Source organism: Roseateles sp., from assembly GCF_044373315.1.
Lineage (GTDB): Bacteria > Pseudomonadota > Gammaproteobacteria > Burkholderiales > Burkholderiaceae_C > JACDQM01.
In genome coordinates this window covers 1-20,067 of sequence record NZ_JBILQK010000072.1, presented here as the reverse complement: position 1 = coordinate 20,067, position 20,067 = coordinate 1, and the positions used below count along the sequence as shown (strand labels likewise).

General features: G+C 68.5%; 19 protein-coding genes. 13 read left to right on the top strand and 6 right to left on the bottom strand.

The window, feature by feature from the left end; translation table 11 throughout:
• Both ACIQ67_RS15015 and xdhB read left to right on the top strand, forming a co-directional pair.
• A partial coding sequence (locus ACIQ67_RS15015; RefSeq protein ID WP_397535188.1) for an FAD binding domain-containing protein occupies positions 1 to 1,003 on the top strand: 1,003 nt, incomplete at its 5' end.
• Positions 1,003 to 3,315: a xanthine dehydrogenase molybdopterin binding subunit gene (gene xdhB / locus ACIQ67_RS15010; RefSeq protein WP_397535187.1), complete on the top strand. Its 2,313-nt coding sequence runs from the start codon at positions 1,003 to 1,005 to the stop codon at positions 3,313 to 3,315. The genes ACIQ67_RS15015 and xdhB, both read left to right, overlap by 1 nt.
• Before the next feature lie 73 nt (positions 3,316 to 3,388).
• Here the strand turns inward: xdhB and ACIQ67_RS15005 are convergent, their stop codons facing one another.
• Positions 3,389 to 4,222 carry an HDOD domain-containing protein gene (locus tag ACIQ67_RS15005; RefSeq protein ID WP_397535186.1) on the bottom strand — a complete coding sequence of 278 codons (834 nt, stop codon included), beginning with the start codon at positions 4,220 to 4,222 and terminating at the stop codon, positions 3,389 to 3,391.
• Between the two features lie 222 nt (positions 4,223 to 4,444).
• Here ACIQ67_RS15005 and ACIQ67_RS15000 point away from each other — a divergent pair, with 222 nt between their 5' ends.
• A complete protein-coding gene (locus tag ACIQ67_RS15000; RefSeq protein ID WP_397535185.1) occupies positions 4,445 to 5,035 on the top strand; it encodes a peptidoglycan recognition family protein in 591 nt (196 codons plus the stop codon).
• 26 nt (positions 5,036 to 5,061) lie between these two features.
• Here the strand turns inward: ACIQ67_RS15000 and ACIQ67_RS14995 are convergent, their stop codons facing one another.
• Positions 5,062 to 5,805, bottom strand: coding sequence for a Crp/Fnr family transcriptional regulator (locus tag ACIQ67_RS14995; RefSeq protein ID WP_397535184.1), 744 nt, complete (start codon positions 5,803 to 5,805; stop codon positions 5,062 to 5,064).
• Positions 5,806 to 5,927: 122 nt separating this feature from the next.
• Between ACIQ67_RS14995 and ACIQ67_RS14990 the strand changes: the two genes are divergently transcribed.
• Positions 5,928 to 6,509: a hemerythrin domain-containing protein gene (locus ACIQ67_RS14990; protein WP_397535183.1), complete on the top strand. Its 582-nt coding sequence runs from the start codon at positions 5,928 to 5,930 to the stop codon at positions 6,507 to 6,509.
• Here the strand turns inward: ACIQ67_RS14990 and ACIQ67_RS14985 are convergent.
• Together ACIQ67_RS14985 and garL are read right to left on the bottom strand one after the other, a co-directional pair.
• Positions 6,478 to 7,803: a glycerate kinase gene (locus ACIQ67_RS14985; protein ID WP_397535182.1), complete on the bottom strand. Its 1,326-nt coding sequence runs from the start codon at positions 7,801 to 7,803 to the stop codon at positions 6,478 to 6,480. The two genes, ACIQ67_RS14990 and ACIQ67_RS14985, sit on opposite strands and share 32 nt — an antisense overlap.
• Positions 7,804 to 7,864: 61 nt before the next feature.
• The gene (garL, locus tag ACIQ67_RS14980) at positions 7,865 to 8,647 is read right to left on the bottom strand and encodes a 2-dehydro-3-deoxyglucarate aldolase (RefSeq protein ID WP_397535181.1); all 783 of its coding nucleotides are present in this window, start codon (positions 8,645 to 8,647) and stop codon (positions 7,865 to 7,867) included.
• A 160-nt stretch (positions 8,648 to 8,807) separates the two neighbouring features.
• Between garL and ACIQ67_RS14975 the strand changes: the two genes are divergently transcribed.
• Positions 8,808 to 9,473: a DUF4124 domain-containing protein gene (locus ACIQ67_RS14975; RefSeq protein WP_397535180.1), complete on the top strand. Its 666-nt coding sequence runs from the start codon at positions 8,808 to 8,810 to the stop codon at positions 9,471 to 9,473.
• Between the two features lie 27 nt (positions 9,474 to 9,500).
• Here the strand turns inward: ACIQ67_RS14975 and ACIQ67_RS14970 are convergent, their stop codons facing one another.
• Positions 9,501 to 9,866: an ArsR/SmtB family transcription factor gene (locus tag ACIQ67_RS14970; protein ID WP_397535179.1), complete on the bottom strand. Its 366-nt coding sequence runs from the start codon at positions 9,864 to 9,866 to the stop codon at positions 9,501 to 9,503.
• A 190-nt stretch (positions 9,867 to 10,056) separates the two neighbouring features.
• On the opposite strand from ACIQ67_RS14970, the gene ACIQ67_RS14965 reads away from it, so the two are divergent.
• The 7 genes from ACIQ67_RS14965 to ACIQ67_RS14935 all read left to right on the top strand — a co-directional run bounded on the left by ACIQ67_RS14965 (position 10,057) and on the right by ACIQ67_RS14935 (position 18,299).
• Positions 10,057 to 11,100 carry an efflux RND transporter periplasmic adaptor subunit gene (locus ACIQ67_RS14965; RefSeq protein ID WP_397535178.1) on the top strand — a complete coding sequence of 348 codons (1,044 nt, stop codon included), beginning with the start codon at positions 10,057 to 10,059 and terminating at the stop codon, positions 11,098 to 11,100.
• Positions 11,101 to 11,108: 8 nt separating this feature from the next.
• Positions 11,109 to 14,381 (top strand): efflux RND transporter permease subunit, encoded by a 3,273-nt coding sequence (locus ACIQ67_RS14960; protein WP_397535177.1) that lies wholly within the window; start codon positions 11,109 to 11,111, stop codon positions 14,379 to 14,381.
• Positions 14,382 to 14,386: 5 nt separating this feature from the next.
• Entirely contained in the window at positions 14,387 to 14,596 is a 210-nt protein-coding gene (locus ACIQ67_RS14955) for a DUF2892 domain-containing protein (RefSeq protein WP_397535176.1), read from the top strand.
• A 29-nt stretch (positions 14,597 to 14,625) separates the two neighbouring features.
• Complete coding sequence (locus tag ACIQ67_RS14950) at positions 14,626 to 15,987, top strand: TolC family protein (RefSeq protein WP_397535175.1); 1,362 nt, start codon at positions 14,626 to 14,628, stop codon at positions 15,985 to 15,987.
• Positions 15,988 to 16,028: 41 nt separating this feature from the next.
• Positions 16,029 to 16,313 (top strand): rhodanese-like domain-containing protein, encoded by a 285-nt coding sequence (locus ACIQ67_RS14945; RefSeq protein WP_397535174.1) that lies wholly within the window; start codon positions 16,029 to 16,031, stop codon positions 16,311 to 16,313.
• 20 nt (positions 16,314 to 16,333) lie between these two features.
• Positions 16,334 to 17,386, top strand: a complete 1,053-nt coding sequence (locus ACIQ67_RS14940; RefSeq protein ID WP_397535173.1) for an SLAC1 anion channel family protein — start codon at positions 16,334 to 16,336, stop codon at positions 17,384 to 17,386.
• Positions 17,387 to 17,471: 85 nt separating this feature from the next.
• A complete protein-coding gene (locus tag ACIQ67_RS14935) occupies positions 17,472 to 18,299 on the top strand; it encodes a plasmid replication/partition related protein (RefSeq protein ID WP_397535172.1) in 828 nt (275 codons plus the stop codon).
• A 9-nt stretch (positions 18,300 to 18,308) separates the two neighbouring features.
• On the opposite strand, the gene ACIQ67_RS14930 is transcribed toward ACIQ67_RS14935, so the two are convergent.
• On the bottom strand, positions 18,309 to 19,502 hold the full coding sequence (locus ACIQ67_RS14930; RefSeq protein ID WP_397535171.1) for a urate hydroxylase PuuD: 1,194 nt from the start codon (positions 19,500 to 19,502) through the stop codon (positions 18,309 to 18,311).
• 238 nt (positions 19,503 to 19,740) lie between these two features.
• Between ACIQ67_RS14930 and ACIQ67_RS14925 the strand changes: the two genes are divergently transcribed.
• The coding region (locus ACIQ67_RS14925; protein ID WP_397535170.1) for a rhodanese-like domain-containing protein at positions 19,741 to 20,067 on the top strand (327 nt) is incomplete at its 3' end.

The following is a 20,067-nucleotide window of genomic DNA, read 5'->3' as shown; positions in this document are numbered from 1 at the left end:
GGACCGTGCGCCCATCGTGGCCGCACTGAAGTCCTTGCAGACCGACACCGCCCTGCACTACCAGGCGCTCAATCCCGTCACCGGCCAGGCTCAGCAATTGCATGCGCCGCGCACCCTGGCCGAACTGGCAGAGCTGCGCGAGGCGCAGCCCGACGCCCGCCTGGTAGCCGGCGCCACCGATGTCGGCCTGTGGGTCAACAAGCAACACCGCGAGCTGGGCAACGTGATTCTGCTGGGCTCGGTGGCCGAGCTGCGCGAGACCCGTTCGCAGGCCTTCGAGGGCCGGCCTGGCCTGTGGATCGGTGCCGCGGCCTCGCTGGAAGACGCCTGGGGCGCGCTGAGCGAAGCCGTGCCGGCGCTGCGCGAGCTGTGGCTGCGCTTCGCCTCACCGCCAGTGCGCCACGCCGGCACGCTGGGCGGCAATATCGCCAACGGCTCGCCGATCGGCGATGGCGCGCCGGCCTTGATCGCGCTGGGTGCCGACATCGTGCTGCGCCGCGGTGCCACGCAGCGCCGCATGCCGCTGCAGGATTTCTATCTGGACTACATGAAAAACGCGCTGCAGCCCGGCGAGTTCGTCGAGGCCCTGCACCTGCCGCTGCCCGGCGCCGACGAGCGTATCGGCGCCTACAAGATCTCCAAGCGCCGCGACAGCGACATCTCCGCCGTGTGCGCAGTGATGAAGCTGCGCATCGCTGACGGCCGGGTGCAGGAGGCGCGCCTGGCCTTCGGCGGCATGGCTGCCATCGTCAAGCGCGCGCCCCAGGCCGAGGCCGCCTTGCTGGGCCAGGCCTGGAACGAGGCCAGCATGCAGGCCGCCGCCGCGGCCCTGCCCTCTGACTTCAGCCCCTTGAGCGATATGCGTGCCAGCGCCGCCTACCGCATGCAGGTGGCACAGAACCTCTTGCGCCGCTTCTGGCTGGAAAGCCGCGATGACGCGCCCCTGCCGGCCACGCAGACCTCGGTCTGGGCGGCAGCTGATTTCGACCGGAGGGCTGTCTGATGAGCCGCCGCGAAGCCCTGCCCGTGGTCGGCGCCAGCCACCGCCATGAGAGCGCCCATCTGCATGTCAGCGGCGAGGCCCGCTACACCGACGACATCCCCGAGGCCCAGGGCACGCTGCATGCGGCGCTGGGCCTGTCGCCGCTGGCGCATGGGCGGCTGCTAGGCATCGATGTCGAACTGATCCGGCGCCAGCCCGGCGTGCTGGCCGTCTTCACCGCTGCAGACATTCCCGGCGAGAACAACTGCGGCCCGCTGATCCACGACGATCCCATCTTGGCCGCGGATGAATTGCGTTATCTGGGTCAGCCGGTGTTTCTGGTGATCGCCAGCGAGCGCAGCCTGGCGCGCCGTGCTGCAGCACTGGCCAAGCAGGCCATCCAGGCCGAGCCCCTGCCCGCCCTGCTCACCGCCTGCCAGGCCCACGCGGCCGGCCAGTATGTAGTGCCACCGATGCACCTGAACCGCGGCGACGCCGCAGCGGCGCTGGCCGCAGCGCCGCACTGCTTCGAGGGCGAATGGTCGGTGGGCGGCCAGGAACAGTTCTATCTAGAAGGCCAGATCTCCTACGCGCTGCCGCAGGAAGACCGCAGCCTGCTGCTCCACTGCTCGACCCAGCATCCGTCCGAGATGCAGCAGCTGGTGGCGCATGCACTGGGCTGGGCCTCGCACCAGGTGCAGGTGCAATGCAGGCGCATGGGCGGCGGCTTCGGCGGCAAGGAATCGCAATCGGCCCAGTTCGCCTGCCTGAGCGCACTGGCCGCCAACCAGCTGGGCCGCCCGGTCAAGCTGCGCCTGGACCGCGACGACGATTTCATGATCACCGGCAGGCGCCATGGCTTTGACTACCGCTGGCGCGTCGGGCATGACGATGAAGGTCGCATCCTCGGCGCCGAAATCGACCTGATTGCCAACTGCGGCCACTCGGCCGATCTGTCGGCCCCCGTGATGACGCGCGCTCTGTGCCACTTCGACAATGCCTACTGGCTGCCCAACGTGGCCATGCATGGCTACTGCGCCAAGACCAACACGCAGAGCAACACCGCCTTCCGCGGCTTCGGCGGCCCGCAGGGCGCGCTGGCGATCGAGATGATCCTGGACTCGGTGGCGCGCCGCCTGGGACTGGACCCGCTGCTGGTGCGCCAGCGCAACTTCTACCACTCCGATCCGGCCCGCGGGCAAGACCTGACCCCCTACGGCCAGCCCGTCGAGGACAACATCCTGCAGCCCCTGACGGACCAACTGCTGGCCAGCAGCGGCTATTACACACGCCGCCGCGAAATCGCCGCGTGGAACGCCGCCAGCCCGGTGCTCAAGCGCGGCCTGGCGCTGACGCCGGTGAAGTTCGGCATCTCCTTCAACGTGGTGCACCTGAACCAGGCTGGCGCGCTGGTGCATGTCTACACCGACGGCAGCGTGCTGGTGAACCATGGCGGCACCGAGATGGGCCAGGGGCTCAACACCAAGGTGGCCCAGGTGGTGGCGCAGGAACTGGGCCTGAGCCTGGACCAGGTGCGCGCCACAGCCACCGACACGCAGAAGATCGCCAACACCTCGGCCACCGCCGCCTCCACCGGCAGCGATCTCAATGGCAAGGCCGCGCAGGATGCTGCCGCCCGCATCAAGGCGCGGCTGCTGCCGCTGGCGGCCGAGCTGCTGGGCGCCGCGCCCGAGTCATTGCAGTTTGCCGAGGGCCAGGTCAGCGCTGGTGCTGGCAGCGTCAGCATCAGCTTCAAGGAGTTGGTGGCCAAGGCCTATCTGCGTCGCATCCAGCTCTGGAGCGAAGGCTTCTATGCCACGCCCGGCCTGCACTGGGACCGGGCCAAGTTGCAGGGCAAGCCCTTCTTCTATTACGCCTACGGCGCCGCGGTGGCCGAGGTCATCGTGGACACGCTGAGCGGCGAGAGCCGCATCTTGCGCGCCGACGTACTGCATGACGCCGGGCAGTCGCTGAACCCGGCGCTGGACATCGGGCAGGTGGAAGGCGCCTTCGTGCAGGGCGCCGGCTGGCTGACCACCGAAGAGCTGGTCTGGCACCCGAGCAGCGGCAAGCTCAGCACGCACGCGCCAAGCACCTACAAGATCCCCACGGCGAATGACAGCCCGCTGGACATGCGCGTGGCCCTGTTCGACGCGCCCAACCGCGCCGACAGCATCCACCGCTCCAAGGCGGTGGGTGAGCCGCCGCTGTTGCTGGGCTTTGCTGCCCTGCTGGCGATCAAGGATGCGGTGGCGGCCTGCGGCCCCGAGCGGCACGATCCGCTGCTGCTGGCGCCGGCCACCGCCGAGGCGGTGCTGAAGGCGCTGGGCTGAAGTTGCTGGGCTGAGGGCAGCCCAGCCGCCCCAGCTTCAGCAACGCGCGGGCGCGGCGAAGGGCCCTGCCCTCTCAGTGCAGCAGGTTGTCGACATCGCCGCCCAGGTCGCCCGCCGCCTCGATCTTGGCGCGCAGGAAGTCCAGGTCCAAATGCAGATGCTCCAGCAACTCGGGCACGGCAATCTGCATGGCCTGCACCGGGTCGTCGTGGTGCTCGGCCGCATCGGCCAGCACCTCGGCCAGATGCAGCACCGCAGCCATCAGCGAGAAGGGCTTGATCTCCAGCGGCGTGTTGGCGTCCTTGAAAGCCTCCACCATTTTGTCGGGGAAATGCCAGCGCTGCGCCAGCGCCGCCGTCACATCGGCGTGGGTGCAGTCGAATCGATGCATTTCCAGCGAGAAGCGGCTGCCGGGTTCAGCGGCATGGGCCTCGACATCGGCCACCAGGGCCGGCTCGCTCATCGCCATCAGCAGCTGGCCGGTGCGCAGCATCAGGCCAGCCAGGTAGGCGGTGTCCGCATCCAGCTGAAGCACACGCCCCAGCACCCGCGCATAGCCGGCAGTGACGATGCTGTGGCGCCAGAAGAGCGCACGATCGAGACCGGCAACGGCCGGGAAAGCGCCGGAAATGCAGGCGGCCAGCGAGAGGTTGCGCAGCTTGTCCATGCCCAGCGTGTGGGCCGCGTCCTGCAGGGTCGACACCGTGTGGGAGGGGCTGTAGTGCGCCGAGTTGGCCAGGCGCAAAACCTTGGCCGACAGCGTCGAGTCCTTGCCCACCAGATCGGCGATCGCCGCCAGGCTGATGTTCTCGTCGTCAAAGCTCTTCAGCAGCCGGCTCGCCACCTCGGGCATGGTGGGCAGAGTGCTCTGGTTCTTGATGAAAAACTGTTCGGCCACGGTGCTCACGACGGTCTCCTTCGTTTGATGGGGTGGCTTGATTTCAGCCGCCCAGCATGTTTGGCTGCGTTTGCAGTCTAGGCACAGGCTGGGGTGAGAGGAACCCGTTGATGTCCCTTATTTCCCGGCCACATCGGTGTTTTGCAAGGTGCCATGCGGCGCCGGCGTGACAATCTCCACATGCGACCTGAACGCCCAGCGAAGCGCTTCCCGATCACCCCGGCCCGGTCGATGCTGATGACTGGCCTGCTGGCCGCGCTTTTGGCCGCGCTGCTGGCCGGCTGCGCGCACCGCCCTGCACCACCGATGCCGCCTGTGATCGAAGTGTCGACCTGGGGCGGCACGCCGCCGGTTGCGGCCGCTATGCAGCGCATCCAGCGCATCACACTGCATCATCAGGGCGAGCGCTGGGAAGCCGGCAAGGATGTGGAGGCCTATCTGCGGCGCCTGCAGCAGTGGTCTCGCCTGTCCAAGCGCTGGGCCGACATCCCGTATCACTATGTCATCGCGCCGGACGGCAGGATCTACGCGGCCCGGCCGCTGGCTCTGGCAGGCGACACCAACACCGACTACCAGCCGCAAGGCCATGCCCTTGTGATGGTGCTGGGCAACTTCGAGGAGGTGCAGCCGAATGAACGCCAGTTGCAGGCTGTAGTCGATCTGATGGCCGGGCTCGCCGGACAGCATGGCCTGGGCGCGGATGCCATCGCCTCACACCGGGATTTCAGCAGCCAGACTGTCTGCCCGGGCCGCCATTTGTATGCTTACATCGAGAACGGCTGGATCCAGCGCGAGGTCGCCAAGCGCCTGGCGGCGCCTTGAGCGGCGAGGTGGCCCTGCTTCACCAATCAGTCTGCCGCCAGCGTGGCCAGCGCGGCCAAGTCGAGCAGGCGCACCGAATAGCCCTGCACCTCGATCAGGCCCTTGAGCTTGAGCTGACGCATCATGCGCGAGAGCGTCTCGGGCGTGATCGCCAGCTGGGCGGCGATATCGCGCTTGCGCTCGCCGAGAGCCACCAGATCCGGCCCCTGGGCTGAGCGGCGGCTGAGCTGCAGCAGCCAGGCTGCCAGACGCTTCTCGGCATCTTTGTGCATCAAGTCATGGGTGACGCCGGTGAGGCTGTGCACGTTCAGAGCCATGCTGACCAGCAGCCGCTCGGCCATGGCCGGCTCGCGCGCCAGCATCCCGCGTACCGCCTCCACATCCAGTTCCAGCAGCTGCGCTGGCATCAGCACCCGGGCATCCTGCACATGGCAGCCACCGATCCAGGCACTGGCCAGATCCAGCCAGGCGGGGCCGCGCACCGTGCGCTCCAGGTGAAAGGGCTGGTCATGGCGCAACTGCCCCAGGCCGACGGCGCCGCTCAGCACAGCCACCAGCTTGCTGGCCTGCTGATCGCGGCTGAACACCATCGCGCCGGCCGGCAGGCTGCGCAGCCATGCGCTGCGGTTGAGCGCCTTGAGTTCAGCGTCGCCGAGCGCGGGACCGCGCATCAGCGCCTGCCACGACTCGGCACCCAGGGCTTGGACGTCGACAGCCTCCGCGATCACCGATCGCTGGGGCAGCAGGGCATGAGTGTTCAGGCTATCCACGATGTGCTTAGGACAAGGGCTGAGGCCATGCCAGCAATGTCCGCGAGAGCGCCGCTTTCGTCCTTGCGCTGCGTCAAAGCTTGTCGCCCAGCGGCACTGAGCGTTGCGCCGACAATCCCGACATGAAAGCGACACCCGTCACGGGCCGCCCCAGCCCTGAGCCGCTGCAAGCCGGCAGCGGCTATGCCGAGCCCTTCGAGCTGCTGTCGGCCTGCCATGAGCGCGTGCAGCGCAGCCTGGATATGCTCGAGCGCCTGAACGCCCATTGCGCATCTCACGGCGCCGATGCCCGCGCGGCCAGCGCCGCGGCGGATGTGCTGCGCTACTTCGATATCGCAGCCCCCCTTCACCACCAGGATGAGGAACTGCATGTCTTTCCGGCACTGGAGGCCGGCGGCGACGCGGCACTGGCCGATCTCTGCGTCAGGCTGCGAGCCGAACATCGCCAGATTGAGCAACGCTGGCAAACGCTGCGGCCGCTGCTGCAGGATCTGATCGACGGGCGGCTGGATCTCCGCCCGCTGGCAGACGCCAGCCAGACCTTCATCGATATCCATCGCCTGCATCTGCTGGACGAGAACGATCAGGTCTTCCCGGCTGCCGAGTCGACGCTGGGCCCGGCACAGCAGCACGACATGGGGCTGGAGATGGCCGGCCGCCGCGGGCTGGATCTCAGCGGATCAGCAGCGCCCGGAAGTCGTTGACGTTGGTGAAGGTCGGCCCGGGGCTGACCAGATCACCCAGCGGCTCGAAGAAGGAATAGGCGTCGTTGGCATCCAGCAGGGCCTCGGGCTTCAGGCCCAGTGCGGCCGCACGCGCCAGCGTGCTGGGCGTGACGATGGCACCCGCGTTGTCCTGCACGCCGTCGATGCCGTCGGTGTCAGCGGCCAGCACATGCACGCCCGGCTCGCCCTGCAGCGCGATCGCCGCGCCAAGCAGGAACTCGCTGGCCCGGCCGCCCCGTCCCGGCGCCTGGCCCGGCGCCTTGCTGCGCACGGTGACCGTGGCCTCGCCGCCGCTGAGGATCACGCAAGGCTTCGCAAAAGGCTGGCCGCGCCGCGCCACGGCGCGTGCCAGTGCCGCATGCACGCGGCCAACCTCGCGCGACTCGCCTTCGATCTCGTCGCTGAGGATGTGCGCCTCCAGCCCGAGTGCGCGCGCGGCAGCAGCAGCGGCTTCCAGGCTCTGCTGCGGCGTGGCCAGCATGCGCAGTTCATGGCCGGCAAAGCGCGGGTCGCCGGGCTTGGGCGTCTCGAAGGCGCCACTCTCCAGCCCCTGCCGGGCTGCAGCCGGCAGGCTGATGCCATAGCGCTTGCAGATCGCCAACGCATCGGCACAACTGCCGGCGTCCGGCACCGTGGGGCCGGAGGCAATCACCGCCGGCTCATCGCCCGGCACATCGCTGATCAGCAGGCTGAGCACGCGCGCCGGCGCACAGGCAGCGGCAAGACGCCCACCCTTGATCGCCGACAGATGCTTGCGTACGCAGTTCATCTCGCCGATGGCCGCGCCGCTCTCCAGCAGAGCGCGATTGACGGCCTGCTTGTCCGCCAGCGTCAGCCCGGGGGCCGGCAAGCTCAGCAGGGCCGAGCCGCCGCCGGAGATCAGGCAGATCACCAGATCGTCAGCGCTCAGCCCTTGGGTCAGCGCCAGCATGCGCTGCGCCGCCGCCAGGCCGGCCGCATCCGGTACGGGATGCGCCGCCTCCACCAGTTCCAGGCGCTTGGGGCGATAGTCCGGCGGCGTGTGGCCATAGCGGGTGATCACCAGGCCAGAGAGCGGCGCATCCGCCGGCCAGGCCGCCTCCAGCGCCTGCGCCATCGCGCCGCCGGCCTTGCCGGCTCCCAGCACCAGGGTGCGTCCGCGCGGCGGCGGCGGCAGTTGTGCAGCCAGCACCTGGCCCGGCAGCGCACGCGCCACCGCCACATCGTAGAGATGGCGCAGCAGCAGGCGTGGCTGGTTCAGCAGAACTTGCGCAGAGATTGGCGGAGTATTCATAGCGGCGATGATACGAAGGCCGCGCACCCCATCGGCCGCCCGCCGCGGCCCGACACCAGCATCAGGCGCTCTTGAACTTGTCGCAGAGCGCCTGCGTGGCGCTGCGGAAGACGCCCAGGTCGCTGCCGACCGCCACGAAGGTGGCACCCATCTCCATATAGCGCCGCGCATCCGCCTCCACCGGCGCCAGGATGCCGATCGCCTTGCCCGCGGCGCGCACTGCGGCAAAGACCTCGGCCATCGCGGCCTGCACCTCGGGGTGCTGCGAGTGGCCCAGGTGGCCGTAGCCTGCGGCCAGATCGGCCGGGCCAATGAAGACCGCATCGACCCCATCCACCGCGGCAATCTCCGCCACCGCCGCGACGCCGGCCCGGCTCTCGATCTGCACGATCACGCTGATCTGCTCGTTGATGCTCTGGAAGTAGCCCGGCAGCGTGCCATAGCGGTTGCTGCGCTGCGCCACCGACACGCCGCGCACCCCCTGCGGCGGGTAGCGTGTGGCGGCTACCGCGCGGCGTGCTTCCTCGGCGCTTTCGATGAAGGGCACCAGCAGGTTGTAGAAGCCCGCATCCAGCAACCGCTTGATCTCCACCGTGCTGTTGGTCGACGGGCGCACCACCGGCGCGCTGGCACTGTCCTTCAGCGCCATCAGCTGCGGCACGAAGCTCAGCACATCGTTGGGCGCATGCTCGCCATCCAGCAGCAGCCAGTCGAAACCAGCCACGCCCAGCACCTCGGTGCTGATCGGATTGGCCAGAGAGCACCAGCAGCCGATCAGGCGCTCGCCACGGAGCAGGCGCTGACGCAAGGTGTTGGGAAAGGGGCTGTAAGCTGTCGGTGTCATGAGCAGGGCGCAAGGCGGGTTCAGCTCGACGGAGCCGCTGTCCACGGATCGTACAAGGCTGCACCAGCAGCTCCATCGGTGGATTCGCCAAGCGCTGCTGTCAGCGCCGCGAGCGCCCCGCGCGTTGCATCCTGTCTCGCCCTGAATGAGGAGGAAAACCATGCCCCAGTCCCTGATGCGACAACGCCTGATCGTCGGAGCGGCGAGCCTCATCAGCATCGCCGGATGCCTGGGCGAAGCCCAGGCCCAGGTCTGGCGTTGCACCGCGCAAGACGGCAGCACCGTGTTCTCTGACCGGCCCTGCCCGGGCAAGGGCAACCAGATGGACGAGCGCAGCTTGCGTGGCAACGCAATCGAGGCCCCCCGGCTGCCGAGCACGACGGCGGTCACTGAGCGGCCGGCACCGGCTGAAACCCCTGTCACAGCGCCAGTCAACGACTGCCCAGGCGACCAGGAGTTGCGCCATATGGAAACCCGCGCCAGCTCGACCACCATGGGCGACAAGGAGGTGGCCTTCATGCGCGACGAGATCCGCCGCGCGCGCCAGTGCCGCAAGGGCCAGGGCCGCTACACCGCCGCCGATTGGGCCATCAGCCGCGAAGCCCAGGCGGCGCAGAGCAATCTCAGGGGGGCGGCCGAGGCGCGGCTGCGCGCCGAAGGCATGCACAGCGCTGCCGATCCCCAGGAGGGCGAGCGCATCGCCCAACAACGCCGGGCGGAAGAACGCCTGAGCCAGCGCCTCAAGCACGAACAAGACCGGGCCCATGGACCGCGCCCGCAGCCCTGCCCGCCCATGCCCGCAGGCCAGACCAGCAACTGCCGCTGAAGCGCCGCGTGCCGGGCCGCCCGAGCTTCAGGCCGCGCGCTTGCGCGCCTTGACCGGCGCCGGCGGCACAAAGGCCGCCTGCATGCGCGCCGTGCTCTCGAACTGGCGCGCCACATTGCCGCAGACCAGATCGCACAACTCGTAGATCGACGGATCGGCGATGCGGTAATAGGCCGCCGTGCCGCGGCTTTCGCGCGCCACCAGGCCGTGACGCGTCAGCAGCGTCAGGTGACGCGAGACATTGGCCGCAGTGAAACCGCACAACTCGGCGAGCTCGCCGACGTTCAGCTCACGCTCGCGCAGCAGATTGAGGATCTGCAGCCGGGTCGGCTCGGACAGGGCCTGAAAGTAGGCAGCGACGCGCTCAAGCGCTTCGGGAGGTAGGTGATTCATGCGCCTGCATGCGGGGACGGGATCGGTACTCATTATCGCTTTGCCCTCACAAGCTTTGTGCTGATTGATCAATCAGCCACTTGACTATTTAACTACATGCTCAAATAATAAAGCATCAAACATGAAACCGCCAGCCCGATTTCGCCCGATCTCGTGGCCGGCACCAGCGAAAGTCTCCAAGAGAGTCCTTATGCGCAAGAACACCCTTCTCAGCCTGAGCCTGGCCCTGGCCTGCGCCTTCGGCGGCGCCCAGGCCGCCGTACTCAGCACGGTCACCGTGCAGGCCGCGTCAAAGCAGCAAAGTGCCGGCTTCGACGCTGTGGTCGAAGCGGTACGCCAGACGGTGATCGCCGCCCAGGTGCCCGGCGCGGTGGTGCAGATCGACGTCAAGGTGGGCGATCAGGTCAAGGCCGGCCAGCTGCTGATGCGCCTGGACGCCCGCGCCGCCGAGCAGAATGCCGCCGCCAGCGACGCCCAGGTGGCTGCCGCCCGCGCCCAGCTGGACGCGGCTGGCAAGGAATACGAGCGCCAGAAGCAGCTGTTCAGCAAGCAGTACATCAGCCAGGCAGCGCTGGAGCGGGCTGAATCGCAGTTCAAGGCCACGCAGGCGCAGGTGGCGGCCCAGCTGGCCCAGGCCGGCGCAGCGCGCACGCAAAGCGGTTTCCATCTGGTGCGCGCGCCCTATGCCGGCGTGGTGGCCGAGGTGCCGGTGTCGCTGGGCGATATGGCCATGCCCGGCCGCCCCTTGCTGACCATCTATGACCCCAGCCAGCTGCGGGTCAGCGCGGCCGTGCCGCAGAGCGTCACCAGCATGCTGGGCGACAAGCCCGCGGTACGCATCGAGCTGCCCGGCCTGCCGGAAGCCCAGCGCTGGCCGCAAGCCAGCCGCGTGCAGCTGCTGCCCACGGTCGATGCCGCTACCCACACGGCGCAGATCCGCGCCGAATTGCCGGCCGGCTTCGCCGGCGCCGCACCCGGCTTGTTCGCACGGCTGTGGCTGCCCGCCGCTGCAGGCCGCGACGGCGCGGCAGGCCAGCGCCTGATGGTGCCGGCCAAGGCGGTGCTGCGCCGCGCCGAGCTGAGCGCGGTCTATGTGATCGACGCCAAGGGCCAGCCGCTGCTGCGCCAGGTACGCACCGGACGCGCGGAAGGCGACTCGGTCGAGATCCTGAGCGGCCTGTCCGCCGGCGAGAAGATCGCCCTCGACCCCCAAGCCGCCGCCCGCCAGCGCTGAGGACTGCAATGAGCCAAGACCCGATCAAGACCGACGCGCCGGCCATGGGCATCTCCGGCCGCATCGCCGCCTTCTTCCAGAGCGCGCAGATCACGCCGCTGCTGGCCCTGGTGGCGCTGCTGCTGGGCATCTTCGCGGTGATGGTGACGCCGCGCGAGGAAGAGCCGCAGATCAATGTGACCATGGCCAATGTGCTGATCCCCTTCCCGGGCGCCAGCGTCAAGGATGTGGAGGCGATGGTCACCACGCCGGCCGAACAGGTGCTGTCCCAGATCACCGGCGTCGAGCATGTGATGTCGGTCACCCGGCCCGGCATCGCGGTGATCACCGTGCAATACAAGGTCGGCGTTCCCCGCACCGAGGCCCTGGTGCGCCTGCACGACACCATCCGCACCAACAGCGACTGGCTGCCCAGGAACCTTGGCGTGCTGGAGCCCATCATCAAGCCCAAGGGCATTGACGATGTGCCCATCGTCAGCCTGACCCTGCACGGCCAGAGCGCCGAGACAGGCGCCTTCGAGCTGGAGCGTGTGGCGCACAGCATCGAGGCCGAGCTCAAGCGCGTGCCCGGCACCCGAGAGGTCTACAGCATCGGCGGCCCGGGCCGCGCGGTGATGGTCGAGCTCGACCCCAACCGCATGGCTGCCGTCGGCGTCACCGTGAGCGATCTGCGCCAGACCCTGGGCGCGGCCAACCTGGGCCTGCCGGTCGGCGAGCTGCTGGTCGGCAACAAGGCCGTCGAGATCGAGGCCGGCCCCTTCCTGCGCGATGCGGGCGAAGTGTCCGATCTGGTGGTGGGCGTGCGTGCTGGCAAGCCGATCTTTCTGCGTGACGTGGCCCAGGTGCGCGATGGCGCCCTGCCCGCCCAGCGCTATGTCTGGCATGGCATTTCAGCCCAGGAAGGTCAGACGGCGGGCGAGTTCCCGGCCGTCACCATCGCCATCACCAAGAAGCCTGGCGAAAACGCCATCGATGTGGCCAATGCGCTGACGCAACGCGTGGCGCAGCTGCGCAACAGCGTGATCCCAGCCGATGTCCAGGTGGTGGAGACGCGCAACTACGGCGCCACCGCCGACGACAAGGCCAAGAAGCTGATCCAGAAGCTGCTGTTCGCCACCGCCTCGGTGGTGGCCCTGGTCTTCATCGCGCTGGGCCGTCGCGAGGCCGCTATCGTCGGCACCGCGGTGATTCTGACGCTGACGGTGACGCTGTTCGCCTCCTGGGCCTGGGGCTTCACGCTGAACCGCGTCTCGCTGTTCGCACTGATCTTCTCGATCGGCATCCTGGTGGACGACGCCATCGTGGTGGTGGAGAACATCCACCGCCACCAGGCACTGCATCCGGGCAAGACGCTGGCGCAGCTGATTCCCGGCGCGGTGGACGAGGTCGGCGGCCCCACCATCCTGGCCACCTTCACCGTGATCGCGGCGCTGCTTCCGATGGCCTTCGTTTCGGGGCTGATGGGCCCGTACATGAGCCCGATCCCCATCAATGCCTCGATGGGCATGCTGCTGTCGCTGATCATCGCCTTCGTCGTGACACCCTGGCTGGCCCGCTTGTGGATGAAGGCCCTGCCTGCCGATCACGATGCCAAGCCGCATGGCCTGGCTGCCAAGCTAGCGCCGCTGGCCCAGCGCGTGTTCGGCCCGCTGCTGGATGACCAGCGCGGCGGCCGCAACCGCGGCCTGCTGGGCCTGGGCGTGATGGTGCTGATTGCCTTCTCGCTGGCCCTGCCGGCCACCGGCCTGGTACTGCTGAAGATGCTGCCCTTCGATAACAAGTCGGAGTTCCAGGTCATCGTCGACATGCCCGCCGGCACGCCGGTGGAGCGCACCGCCGCCGTGCTGCGTGAGCTGGGCGCGCATCTGTCCGTGGTGCCCGAGGTGAAGGACTACCAGGCCTATGCCGGCACCGCTGCGCCGATCAACTTCAACGGACTGGTGCGCCAGTACTACCTTCGCGCCGGCGGCGAAGTGGGCGACATCCAGGTCAATCTGGTGGACAAGGCACACCGCAAGGCGCAGAGCCATGCCATCGCCACCCGCGTGCGCCCGGCGCTGCAGGAGATCGGCCGGCGCCATGGCGCCAATGTGAAGGTGGTGGAAGTGCCGCCGGGCCCGCCAGTGCTCTCGCCCATCGTGGCCGAGATCTACGGCCCCGAGGCCGAGGGCCGGCGCCAGGTGGCGCTGGCAGTGCGCAAGGTGTTCGAGGCGCAGGAGGGCATCGTCGACACCGATGACTCCAGCATCGCCTCCGCGCCCAAGAAGCTGCTGATCGTCGACCGCAGCAAGGCCGCCATGCTGGGCGTGCCGCAGCAGGCGATCGTCACCACGCTGCGCGCCGGCCTGGCCGGCGAGGCCACCGCCTATCTGCACGACCAGAGCAAGTACCCGGCTGCCGCCACGCTGCAGCTGCCGCCCGAGCTCCATGGTGATCTGGACGCGCTGCTGGCGCTGACCGTGCGCAGCGCGCAAGGCAAGCTGGTGCCGATCCGCGAACTGGTCAGCATCAGCGATACCGAGCGCGAGCAGCCGGTGTTCCACAAGGACCTGCTGCCGGTGAACTACGTTGTGGCCGACATGGCAGGCAAGCTGGACAGCCCGCTTTACGGCATGTTCTCGATGCGCGGCGAGATTGCCAAGATCGCCACGCCCGGCGGCGGCACGCTGCAGGAAGCCTTCATCAAGCAGCCGACCGATGCGCTGCGCGACTACGCCATCAAGTGGGACGGCGAGTGGCAGGTCACCTACGAGACCTTCCGTGACATGGGTGCCGCCTACGCGGTCGGCTTGGTGCTGATCTACCTGCTGGTCGTGGCGCAGTTCGGCTCGTATCTGACGCCGTTGATCATCATGGCGCCGATCCCGCTGACCATCGTAGGCGTGATGCCGGGCCATGCGCTGCTGGGCGCGCAGTACACCGCCACCAGCATGATCGGCATGATCGCGCTGGCCGGCATCATCGTGCGCAACTCCATCCTGCTGGTGGACTTCATCAACCTGCAGGTCAGCGAGGGCATGGACTTCAAGGAGGCGATCGTCAACTCGGCCGTCACACGTGCCCAACCCATCCTGCTGACCGGCCTGGCCGCGATGCTGGGCGCCTTCTTCATCCTCGACGACCCGATCTTCAACGGCCTGGCGATCTCGCTGATCTTTGGCATCGCCGTGTCCACGCTGCTGACCCTGGTCGTCATCCCGGTTCTCTACTTCATGGCCTACCGCAAGCGTTACGCGCCTGCGGCTGAAGCCAGCCCCGTCCTCACTCAACAAGGAGCTTGATCATCATGACCACCTGGCAAATCGTGCGCGTCGTCGCCGGCGCTTTCATCCTGCTGTCGTTGGCCCTGGGCATCCCGGGCAGCCCCCTCTTCGTCTCGCAATGGTGGCTGGCATTCACCGCCTTCGTCGGCGTCAATCTGCTGCAGAGCGGCCTCACCAAGTGGTGCCTGATGGAAACCATCCTGCGCAAGCTGGGCATCCAGCCCGGCGCCTGAAACTCATCACCCGCACTCGCTTGACCCCCATGCTGCGCAAGACGCTTCTCGCCCTGGCCACGCTGGCGGCCCTGCCCTCGGCCCAGGCCTTCGATCTCGTCCAGGCCTGGCAGGCCGCACAGGCGCAGGACCGCGCGCTGGCCGTGGCCCGGGCGGCCCAGCTTGGCGCCGATCCCAAGCGCGAGCAAGCCCAGGCGCTGTGGCGGCCCAGCCTGATGTTGCAGGCCGGCGTCGGCCAGGCCACGCAGGAGAGCCAGACACGCGGCGCGCAATTCAGCGCGCCCGGCCTGGGCACCATCAGCGGGGCCGACTTCAACACCTCGGTCACCACCGGCACCAGCAGCCGCTGGGCCTTGCAGGCCAGCCAGCCGCTGTACAACCCCGAGCGCCGTGCGCAAGCGCAGCAGCTGGGGGTGGCGGCCGACCTGGCCGATCAGGCCTGGCGCGCCGCCCAGCAAGGCCTGATGCTGCAGACTGCGCAGCGCTACTTCGAGCTGGCGCTGGCAGCCGAGCGCGTGCGCGCGCTGGAGCAGCAGCTGGGCAGCGTCGAACGCGCAGCCACCGAGGCGCAAGACCGCTTCAAGCTCGGCGCCGCGCCGATCCTGGACAGCCATGAAGCCGAGGCCCGACTGGCCGGCTTGCGCGCCGAAGTGCTGATGGCTCAGACCGAGCTCATGCTCAAGCGCCGCGTGCTGGCCGACAGCACCGGCCTGCCCGAGGCCCAGTTGGCAGCGCGCCTGCCGGCCGCCGGCCTCACGCCGGTCGCGCTGCAACTCGAAGCCTGGCAAGGCGAAGCCGCCAGCCAGAGCCCCGAGCTGCAGATGCGGCGCCTGGGCGTGGAGATGGCGCGGCAGGAAGCGTCCAAACATGGGCTGCGTGCCGCACCGCGCCTGGACCTGGTGGCCCAGGCCGGCCGTGAGCATCTCAGCGGCAGCGGCGCCTTCTCGTCCGGCGCGGCCCAGACGGGCAGCCAGCGCATGATCGGCCTGCAGCTGAATGTGCCGCTCTACACCGGCGGCATGCGCAGCGCCCGTGAGCGCGAAGCCCTGCAGCAGCTGGAGCAGGCGCAGGCCGAGCTGGCGCTGGCGCAGCAGCAGCTTGAACAGGCGGTGCGCAGCAGCTGGCTGAATCTTCAGGTCGGCCAGCAGCGCCTGCTGGCGCTGGAAGCCGGGCTGAAGGCCAGCGGGCTGCGCGCCGAAGCCACCGAACTGGGCCGCAGCGTGGGCGACCGCACCCTGCTGGACCAGCTCAACGCCGACAATGAGCGCACTCAGGCGCGTCTTGGCCTGGCCCAGGCCCGTGTCGCCCTGGTGATGGAACAGCTGCGCCTGGCCACGCTGGCCGGCAAGCTGGACGAATCCCTGCTGACCCAGGCCTCGGCGCCCCGCTGAGCCGTCATCCGCAAACTGCCTCGAACTGCCCAACAACGCCCATGACTACCGCTGCCGCACCTCTGCTGATCGATGTCCGCTCTGAAGGTGAGTACGCCGCGGCGCATCTGGAAGGCTCGATTTGCCTCCCGCTAGCGGACATCGGCGCCCGCATCGAGCAGCTGGTGCCCGACAAGCAGCAGCCCCTGCTGCTGTTCTGCGCCTCCGGCGTGCGCTCTGACATGGCGATGCGCCTGCTGCAAAGCCTGGGCTACAGCCAGGTGGAGAACGGCGGCGGCGCCGGCCAGGTGGCGATGCGTCTGGGCTGCGCCGTCGTGCGCGGCTAAGCAGCAAAGGAGCGCAGGCCATGAACGGCATTGCCAAGAGCAGCGGCCGCAAGCCGGCGCTGAGTTTTCTGATGCCGGGCTGGTTCGCGCTGGTGATGGGCTTGTGCGGCCTGTCGCTGGCCTGGCACCGGGCCGTGCCGGCCATGGGCGCGCTGGCTGGGCAGATCGCGCTGGGTGTCGCCGCCCTGGCCTTGCTGGCCTTCGTGCTGCTGGCGCTGGCCTCGCTGCTGCGCCTGCAGCGCCACCCCGACGCCTGGGCCGAGGATCTGCGCCATCCGGTGCGCCATGCCTTCGTCGCGGCGATCCCGATTTCGTTGCTGTTGCTGGTTACTGTGGCGGTGGCCCTGCACGGGCCAAAGGTGCCCGGCCTGGCCGCGCTGTGGTGGTTGGCCTCGCTGGCCCAGCTGGGCGTCACGGTCTGGGTGCTGGCGCGCTGGTGGCGTCCGGTTAGCGCAGGCGGCCTGGGCTGGCCGGTGGTGACGCCGGCGCTGTTCATTCCCATCGTCGGCAATGTGCTGACGCCTCTGGCCGGCGTGCCGCTGGGCTTTACCGAGTACGCGACTGCGCAGTTCGGCATCGGCCTGCTGTTCTGGCCGCTGGTGCTGGCGCTGCTGCTGGTGCGCATCGCGGTGAGCGGCCTGTGGCCCGAGCGCCTGCTGCCGGCGTCCTTCATCCTGATCGCACCGCCGGCCGTGATCGGCCTGGCCGCGCTGCAGCTGGGCGCGCCCGCGCTGCTGGCCTGGCTGTGCTGGGGCATCGCGCTGTTCACGCTGCTGTGGGTGGCCACGCTGCTGCCGCGCATCGCCAAGCTGCCGTTTGCGGTGCCGCACTGGGCCTTGAGCTTTCCGCTGGCCGCCTTCGCCGCACTGACGCTGCGCCTGGCCGAGCTGCGCCAGCTCGGCAGCGGTCAGGGCGGCGGGCTGATGCAGATGCTGGCCGTGCTACTGCTGGCAACCACCACACTGGTGATCACCGGCTTGCTGATGGCCACGCTGCGCGGCCTGCGCGACGGCAGCCTGCTGGCGCCTGAGCCCTTGGCAGCGATCCAACCGGTGGCCGCACCACCGGCCTGAAGCCGCCGCTCTCCCGCCGCCCCTCTAGAATCCGCGCCCGGGCGCCGCACAGGCGCCCTTTTCATTCTTCATTCCCGGCGCGTTCATGAACCACGACAGCATCGTCATCAACGAAGAACTCAAGGCCTATATCGACCCGCTGACGCCTGAGGAGCATGACGCCCTGGAGCGCAGCATCCTGGCCGAGGGCTGCCGCGATGCGCTGGTGCTGTGGGGCGATGTGCTGGTGGACGGCCACAACCGCTTTGGCATCTGCAGCAAGCACGGCCTGCCCTTCCAGACGGTGCAGAACCCGCGCTTCAAGAGCATGGACGACGTGCATCTGTGGATGATCGACCAGCACCTGGGCCGGCGCAGCGTTTCTGACTTTCAGCGCGGCGTGCTGGCGCTGCGCAAAAAGGAAATCGTCGCGACCAAGCGCGCCCAGGCGATCCAGGAAGCACCACTGCCCGACACGGCAGCGGCCACCGACAGCGAAACCGGCGCGGCTGCCGCCAGCCACAGCGTTCCCGAAGCGCTGAACAGCCGCGAGGCCATCGCCCGCGCCGCGCGCCTGTCCAGCAGCCAGGTGGTGATGATCGAAAAGATCCAAAAGCAGGCCGCGCCCGAGGTGGTGGCCGCGGTCAAGGCCGGCGAGATCTCGATCAATGCCGCCGCCGCAGTGGCCAGCCTGCCTGTGGAAGAACAGGTGGCCGCCGCCAGTGCCGGCAAGGACGAGCTGAAGCAAGCCGCCAAGCGGGTGCGCGAGGCCAAGAAGCGCCCGCCCAAGGACGCCGTGGCCGACGCGGCCACCGAGGCCGTTGAAACGGCAGCCAGCGGCGACGAGCTGGGCCAGCTGCGTCAGCGCGTGGCTGAACTCACAGAAGAAAACGAGCAACTGCGCCAGCAGCTGCAGCGCCTCAGCGGCGCCTGACCCTCGGCCTCAGCGTCGGGCCTCGAACCAGCGCTTCAGCAGCGCACGCTCCTCGTCCGTGATGCCGGTGGCATTGTTCAGCGGCATCAGCTTCAGCAGCACGGTCTGCTGGTAGACCGCCTGGGCGTGCTGCTCGATCAGGGCCGGCGTGTGCAACTGCATGCCCTTTTGGGCGAACTGGGCGTTGTGGCACATCACGCAGCGCTGCTCCACCACCGCCTGCACCTGGGCCAACGTGGGCACCGGCGCCGCCGCAGGCGCAGCAGGCTTAGGCGCCGGCGCCAGCCAGACGATCAGGCCGACCAGCAGCACCGCCACCGCCACCAGCAGGGGCCAGGCGTTGACACCCTTGTGACGCTTGACGAACCAGGTGCGCACCAGCGCGCCGGCCAGCATCAGCAGCACCAGCACCAGCCAGCTCTGCGCATGGCTGTACAGAAAGCCGTAGTGGTTGCTGAGCATGGCCACCAGCACCGGCAGCGTGAAGTAGGTGTTGTGCACACTGCGCTGCTTGCCGCGCTGGCCATGCAGTGGGTCAGGCGTGCGGCCGGCGCGCATATCGGCGATCACCTGTTTCTGCCCGGGGATGATCCAGTAGAAGACATTGGCGCTCATCATCGTGGCGATGCTGGCGCCGACGATCAGCCAGGCGGCGCGGCCGGCGAACACCTGCGTCGCGGCCCAGCTCATCAGCACGATGAAGGCGGCGATCAGTGCCAGCACGCGGCCGTCGTTGCCGATGCTTCCATCCCGGGCATGGCCAAAGCGGCGGCAGATCTGGTCATAGACCAGCCAGGGCAGCGCCAGAAAGCCCAGCGCCGCCGCGATGGCCGCGGCCGTGGAGCCGCCCCAGTCGTAGACCCGCTTGTCAATCAGAAAGGTGTCGGCATTGAAGAGGTAGAGCACGACGAACAGCGCAAAGCCGCTCATCCAGGTCCAGTAGCTCTCCCAGTAGAACCAGTGCAGGTTCTGCGGCAGGTTGCGCGGCGCCACCATGTACTTCTGCGGGTTGTAGAAGCCGCCGCCGTGCACCGCCCACAGCTCGCCGTCCACACCCTTGGCCTTCAGATCCTCAGCCTCCGGCTTGTGCAGGTGGTTATCCAGCCAGACGAAGTAGAAGGACGCGCCAATCCAGGCGATGCCCACGATCACATGCAGCCAGCGCAGCAGCAGATTGGCCCAGTCGAGCAGATAGCTTTCCATCGGAATGCATTCGAAAGAGCCGGCTCACCACTGCGGGCGCTGTAAGCCGGAAAGCGTCGCGCTGATCCGGTCTAAAAGACCCGGGCGCCGCGGCGACGTAGGGGCAAAGTGTATACAGTTTTGCAGACAGATTCGCCACCAGCGCGCTGCGTCGATCAGTCGGCGGCTCCTGTATATTCGTGCTTGCGAATATTCAAATTCGAACACATCACCACCGCCCCAAGAGACAGGAGCACCGATGAGCACCACCGCCCGCCGCGCCACCCTGGCCAGCCTTCTGCTGGCCGCCGCAGCCGCGCTCAGCCCACCAAGCGCCAGCGCCCAGGCCGACAAGGCCACCGCCGAAGCGCTGGAGTCCTACTTCGAGTTCAGCGACTACGGCAGCGGCACCCTCACCACCGAGCAGATCCCTGCCGGCGACTGGGCCAAGTTGCTGGTGCTGGACGTGCGCGATGCCGGCCAGTTCGCCAAGGGCCATATTCCTGGCGCGGTCAACATCGAATGGCGCCGCGTCTTCGCCGAGCGTGCCAAGCTACCCAAGGACAAGACCATCCTCGCCTATTGC

Excerpts from the sequence above, each read along its gene's own strand:
- xdhB (WP_397535187.1), top strand. The coding sequence starts at position 1,003 with ATGAGCCGCCGCGAAGCCCTGCCCGTGGTCGGCGCCAGCCACCGCCAT.
- ACIQ67_RS15000 (WP_397535185.1), top strand. The coding sequence starts at position 4,445 with ATGCTGATGACTGGCCTGCTGGCCGCGCTTTTGGCCGCGCTGCTGGCC.
- ACIQ67_RS14990 (WP_397535183.1), top strand. The coding sequence starts at position 5,928 with ATGAAAGCGACACCCGTCACGGGCCGCCCCAGCCCTGAGCCGCTGCAA.
- ACIQ67_RS14985 (WP_397535182.1), bottom strand. The coding sequence starts at position 7,803 with ATGAATACTCCGCCAATCTCTGCGCAAGTTCTGCTGAACCAGCCACGC.
- garL (WP_397535181.1), bottom strand. The coding sequence starts at position 8,647 with ATGACACCGACAGCTTACAGCCCCTTTCCCAACACCTTGCGTCAGCGC.
- ACIQ67_RS14975 (WP_397535180.1), top strand. The coding sequence starts at position 8,808 with ATGCCCCAGTCCCTGATGCGACAACGCCTGATCGTCGGAGCGGCGAGC.
- ACIQ67_RS14970 (WP_397535179.1), bottom strand. The coding sequence starts at position 9,866 with ATGAATCACCTACCTCCCGAAGCGCTTGAGCGCGTCGCTGCCTACTTT.
- ACIQ67_RS14965 (WP_397535178.1), top strand. The coding sequence starts at position 10,057 with ATGCGCAAGAACACCCTTCTCAGCCTGAGCCTGGCCCTGGCCTGCGCC.
- ACIQ67_RS14960 (WP_397535177.1), top strand. The coding sequence starts at position 11,109 with ATGAGCCAAGACCCGATCAAGACCGACGCGCCGGCCATGGGCATCTCC.
- ACIQ67_RS14955 (WP_397535176.1), top strand. The coding sequence starts at position 14,387 with ATGACCACCTGGCAAATCGTGCGCGTCGTCGCCGGCGCTTTCATCCTG.
- ACIQ67_RS14950 (WP_397535175.1), top strand. The coding sequence starts at position 14,626 with ATGCTGCGCAAGACGCTTCTCGCCCTGGCCACGCTGGCGGCCCTGCCC.
- ACIQ67_RS14945 (WP_397535174.1), top strand. The coding sequence starts at position 16,029 with ATGACTACCGCTGCCGCACCTCTGCTGATCGATGTCCGCTCTGAAGGT.
- ACIQ67_RS14940 (WP_397535173.1), top strand. The coding sequence starts at position 16,334 with ATGAACGGCATTGCCAAGAGCAGCGGCCGCAAGCCGGCGCTGAGTTTT.
- ACIQ67_RS14935 (WP_397535172.1), top strand. The coding sequence starts at position 17,472 with ATGAACCACGACAGCATCGTCATCAACGAAGAACTCAAGGCCTATATC.
- ACIQ67_RS14930 (WP_397535171.1), bottom strand. The coding sequence starts at position 19,502 with ATGGAAAGCTATCTGCTCGACTGGGCCAATCTGCTGCTGCGCTGGCTG.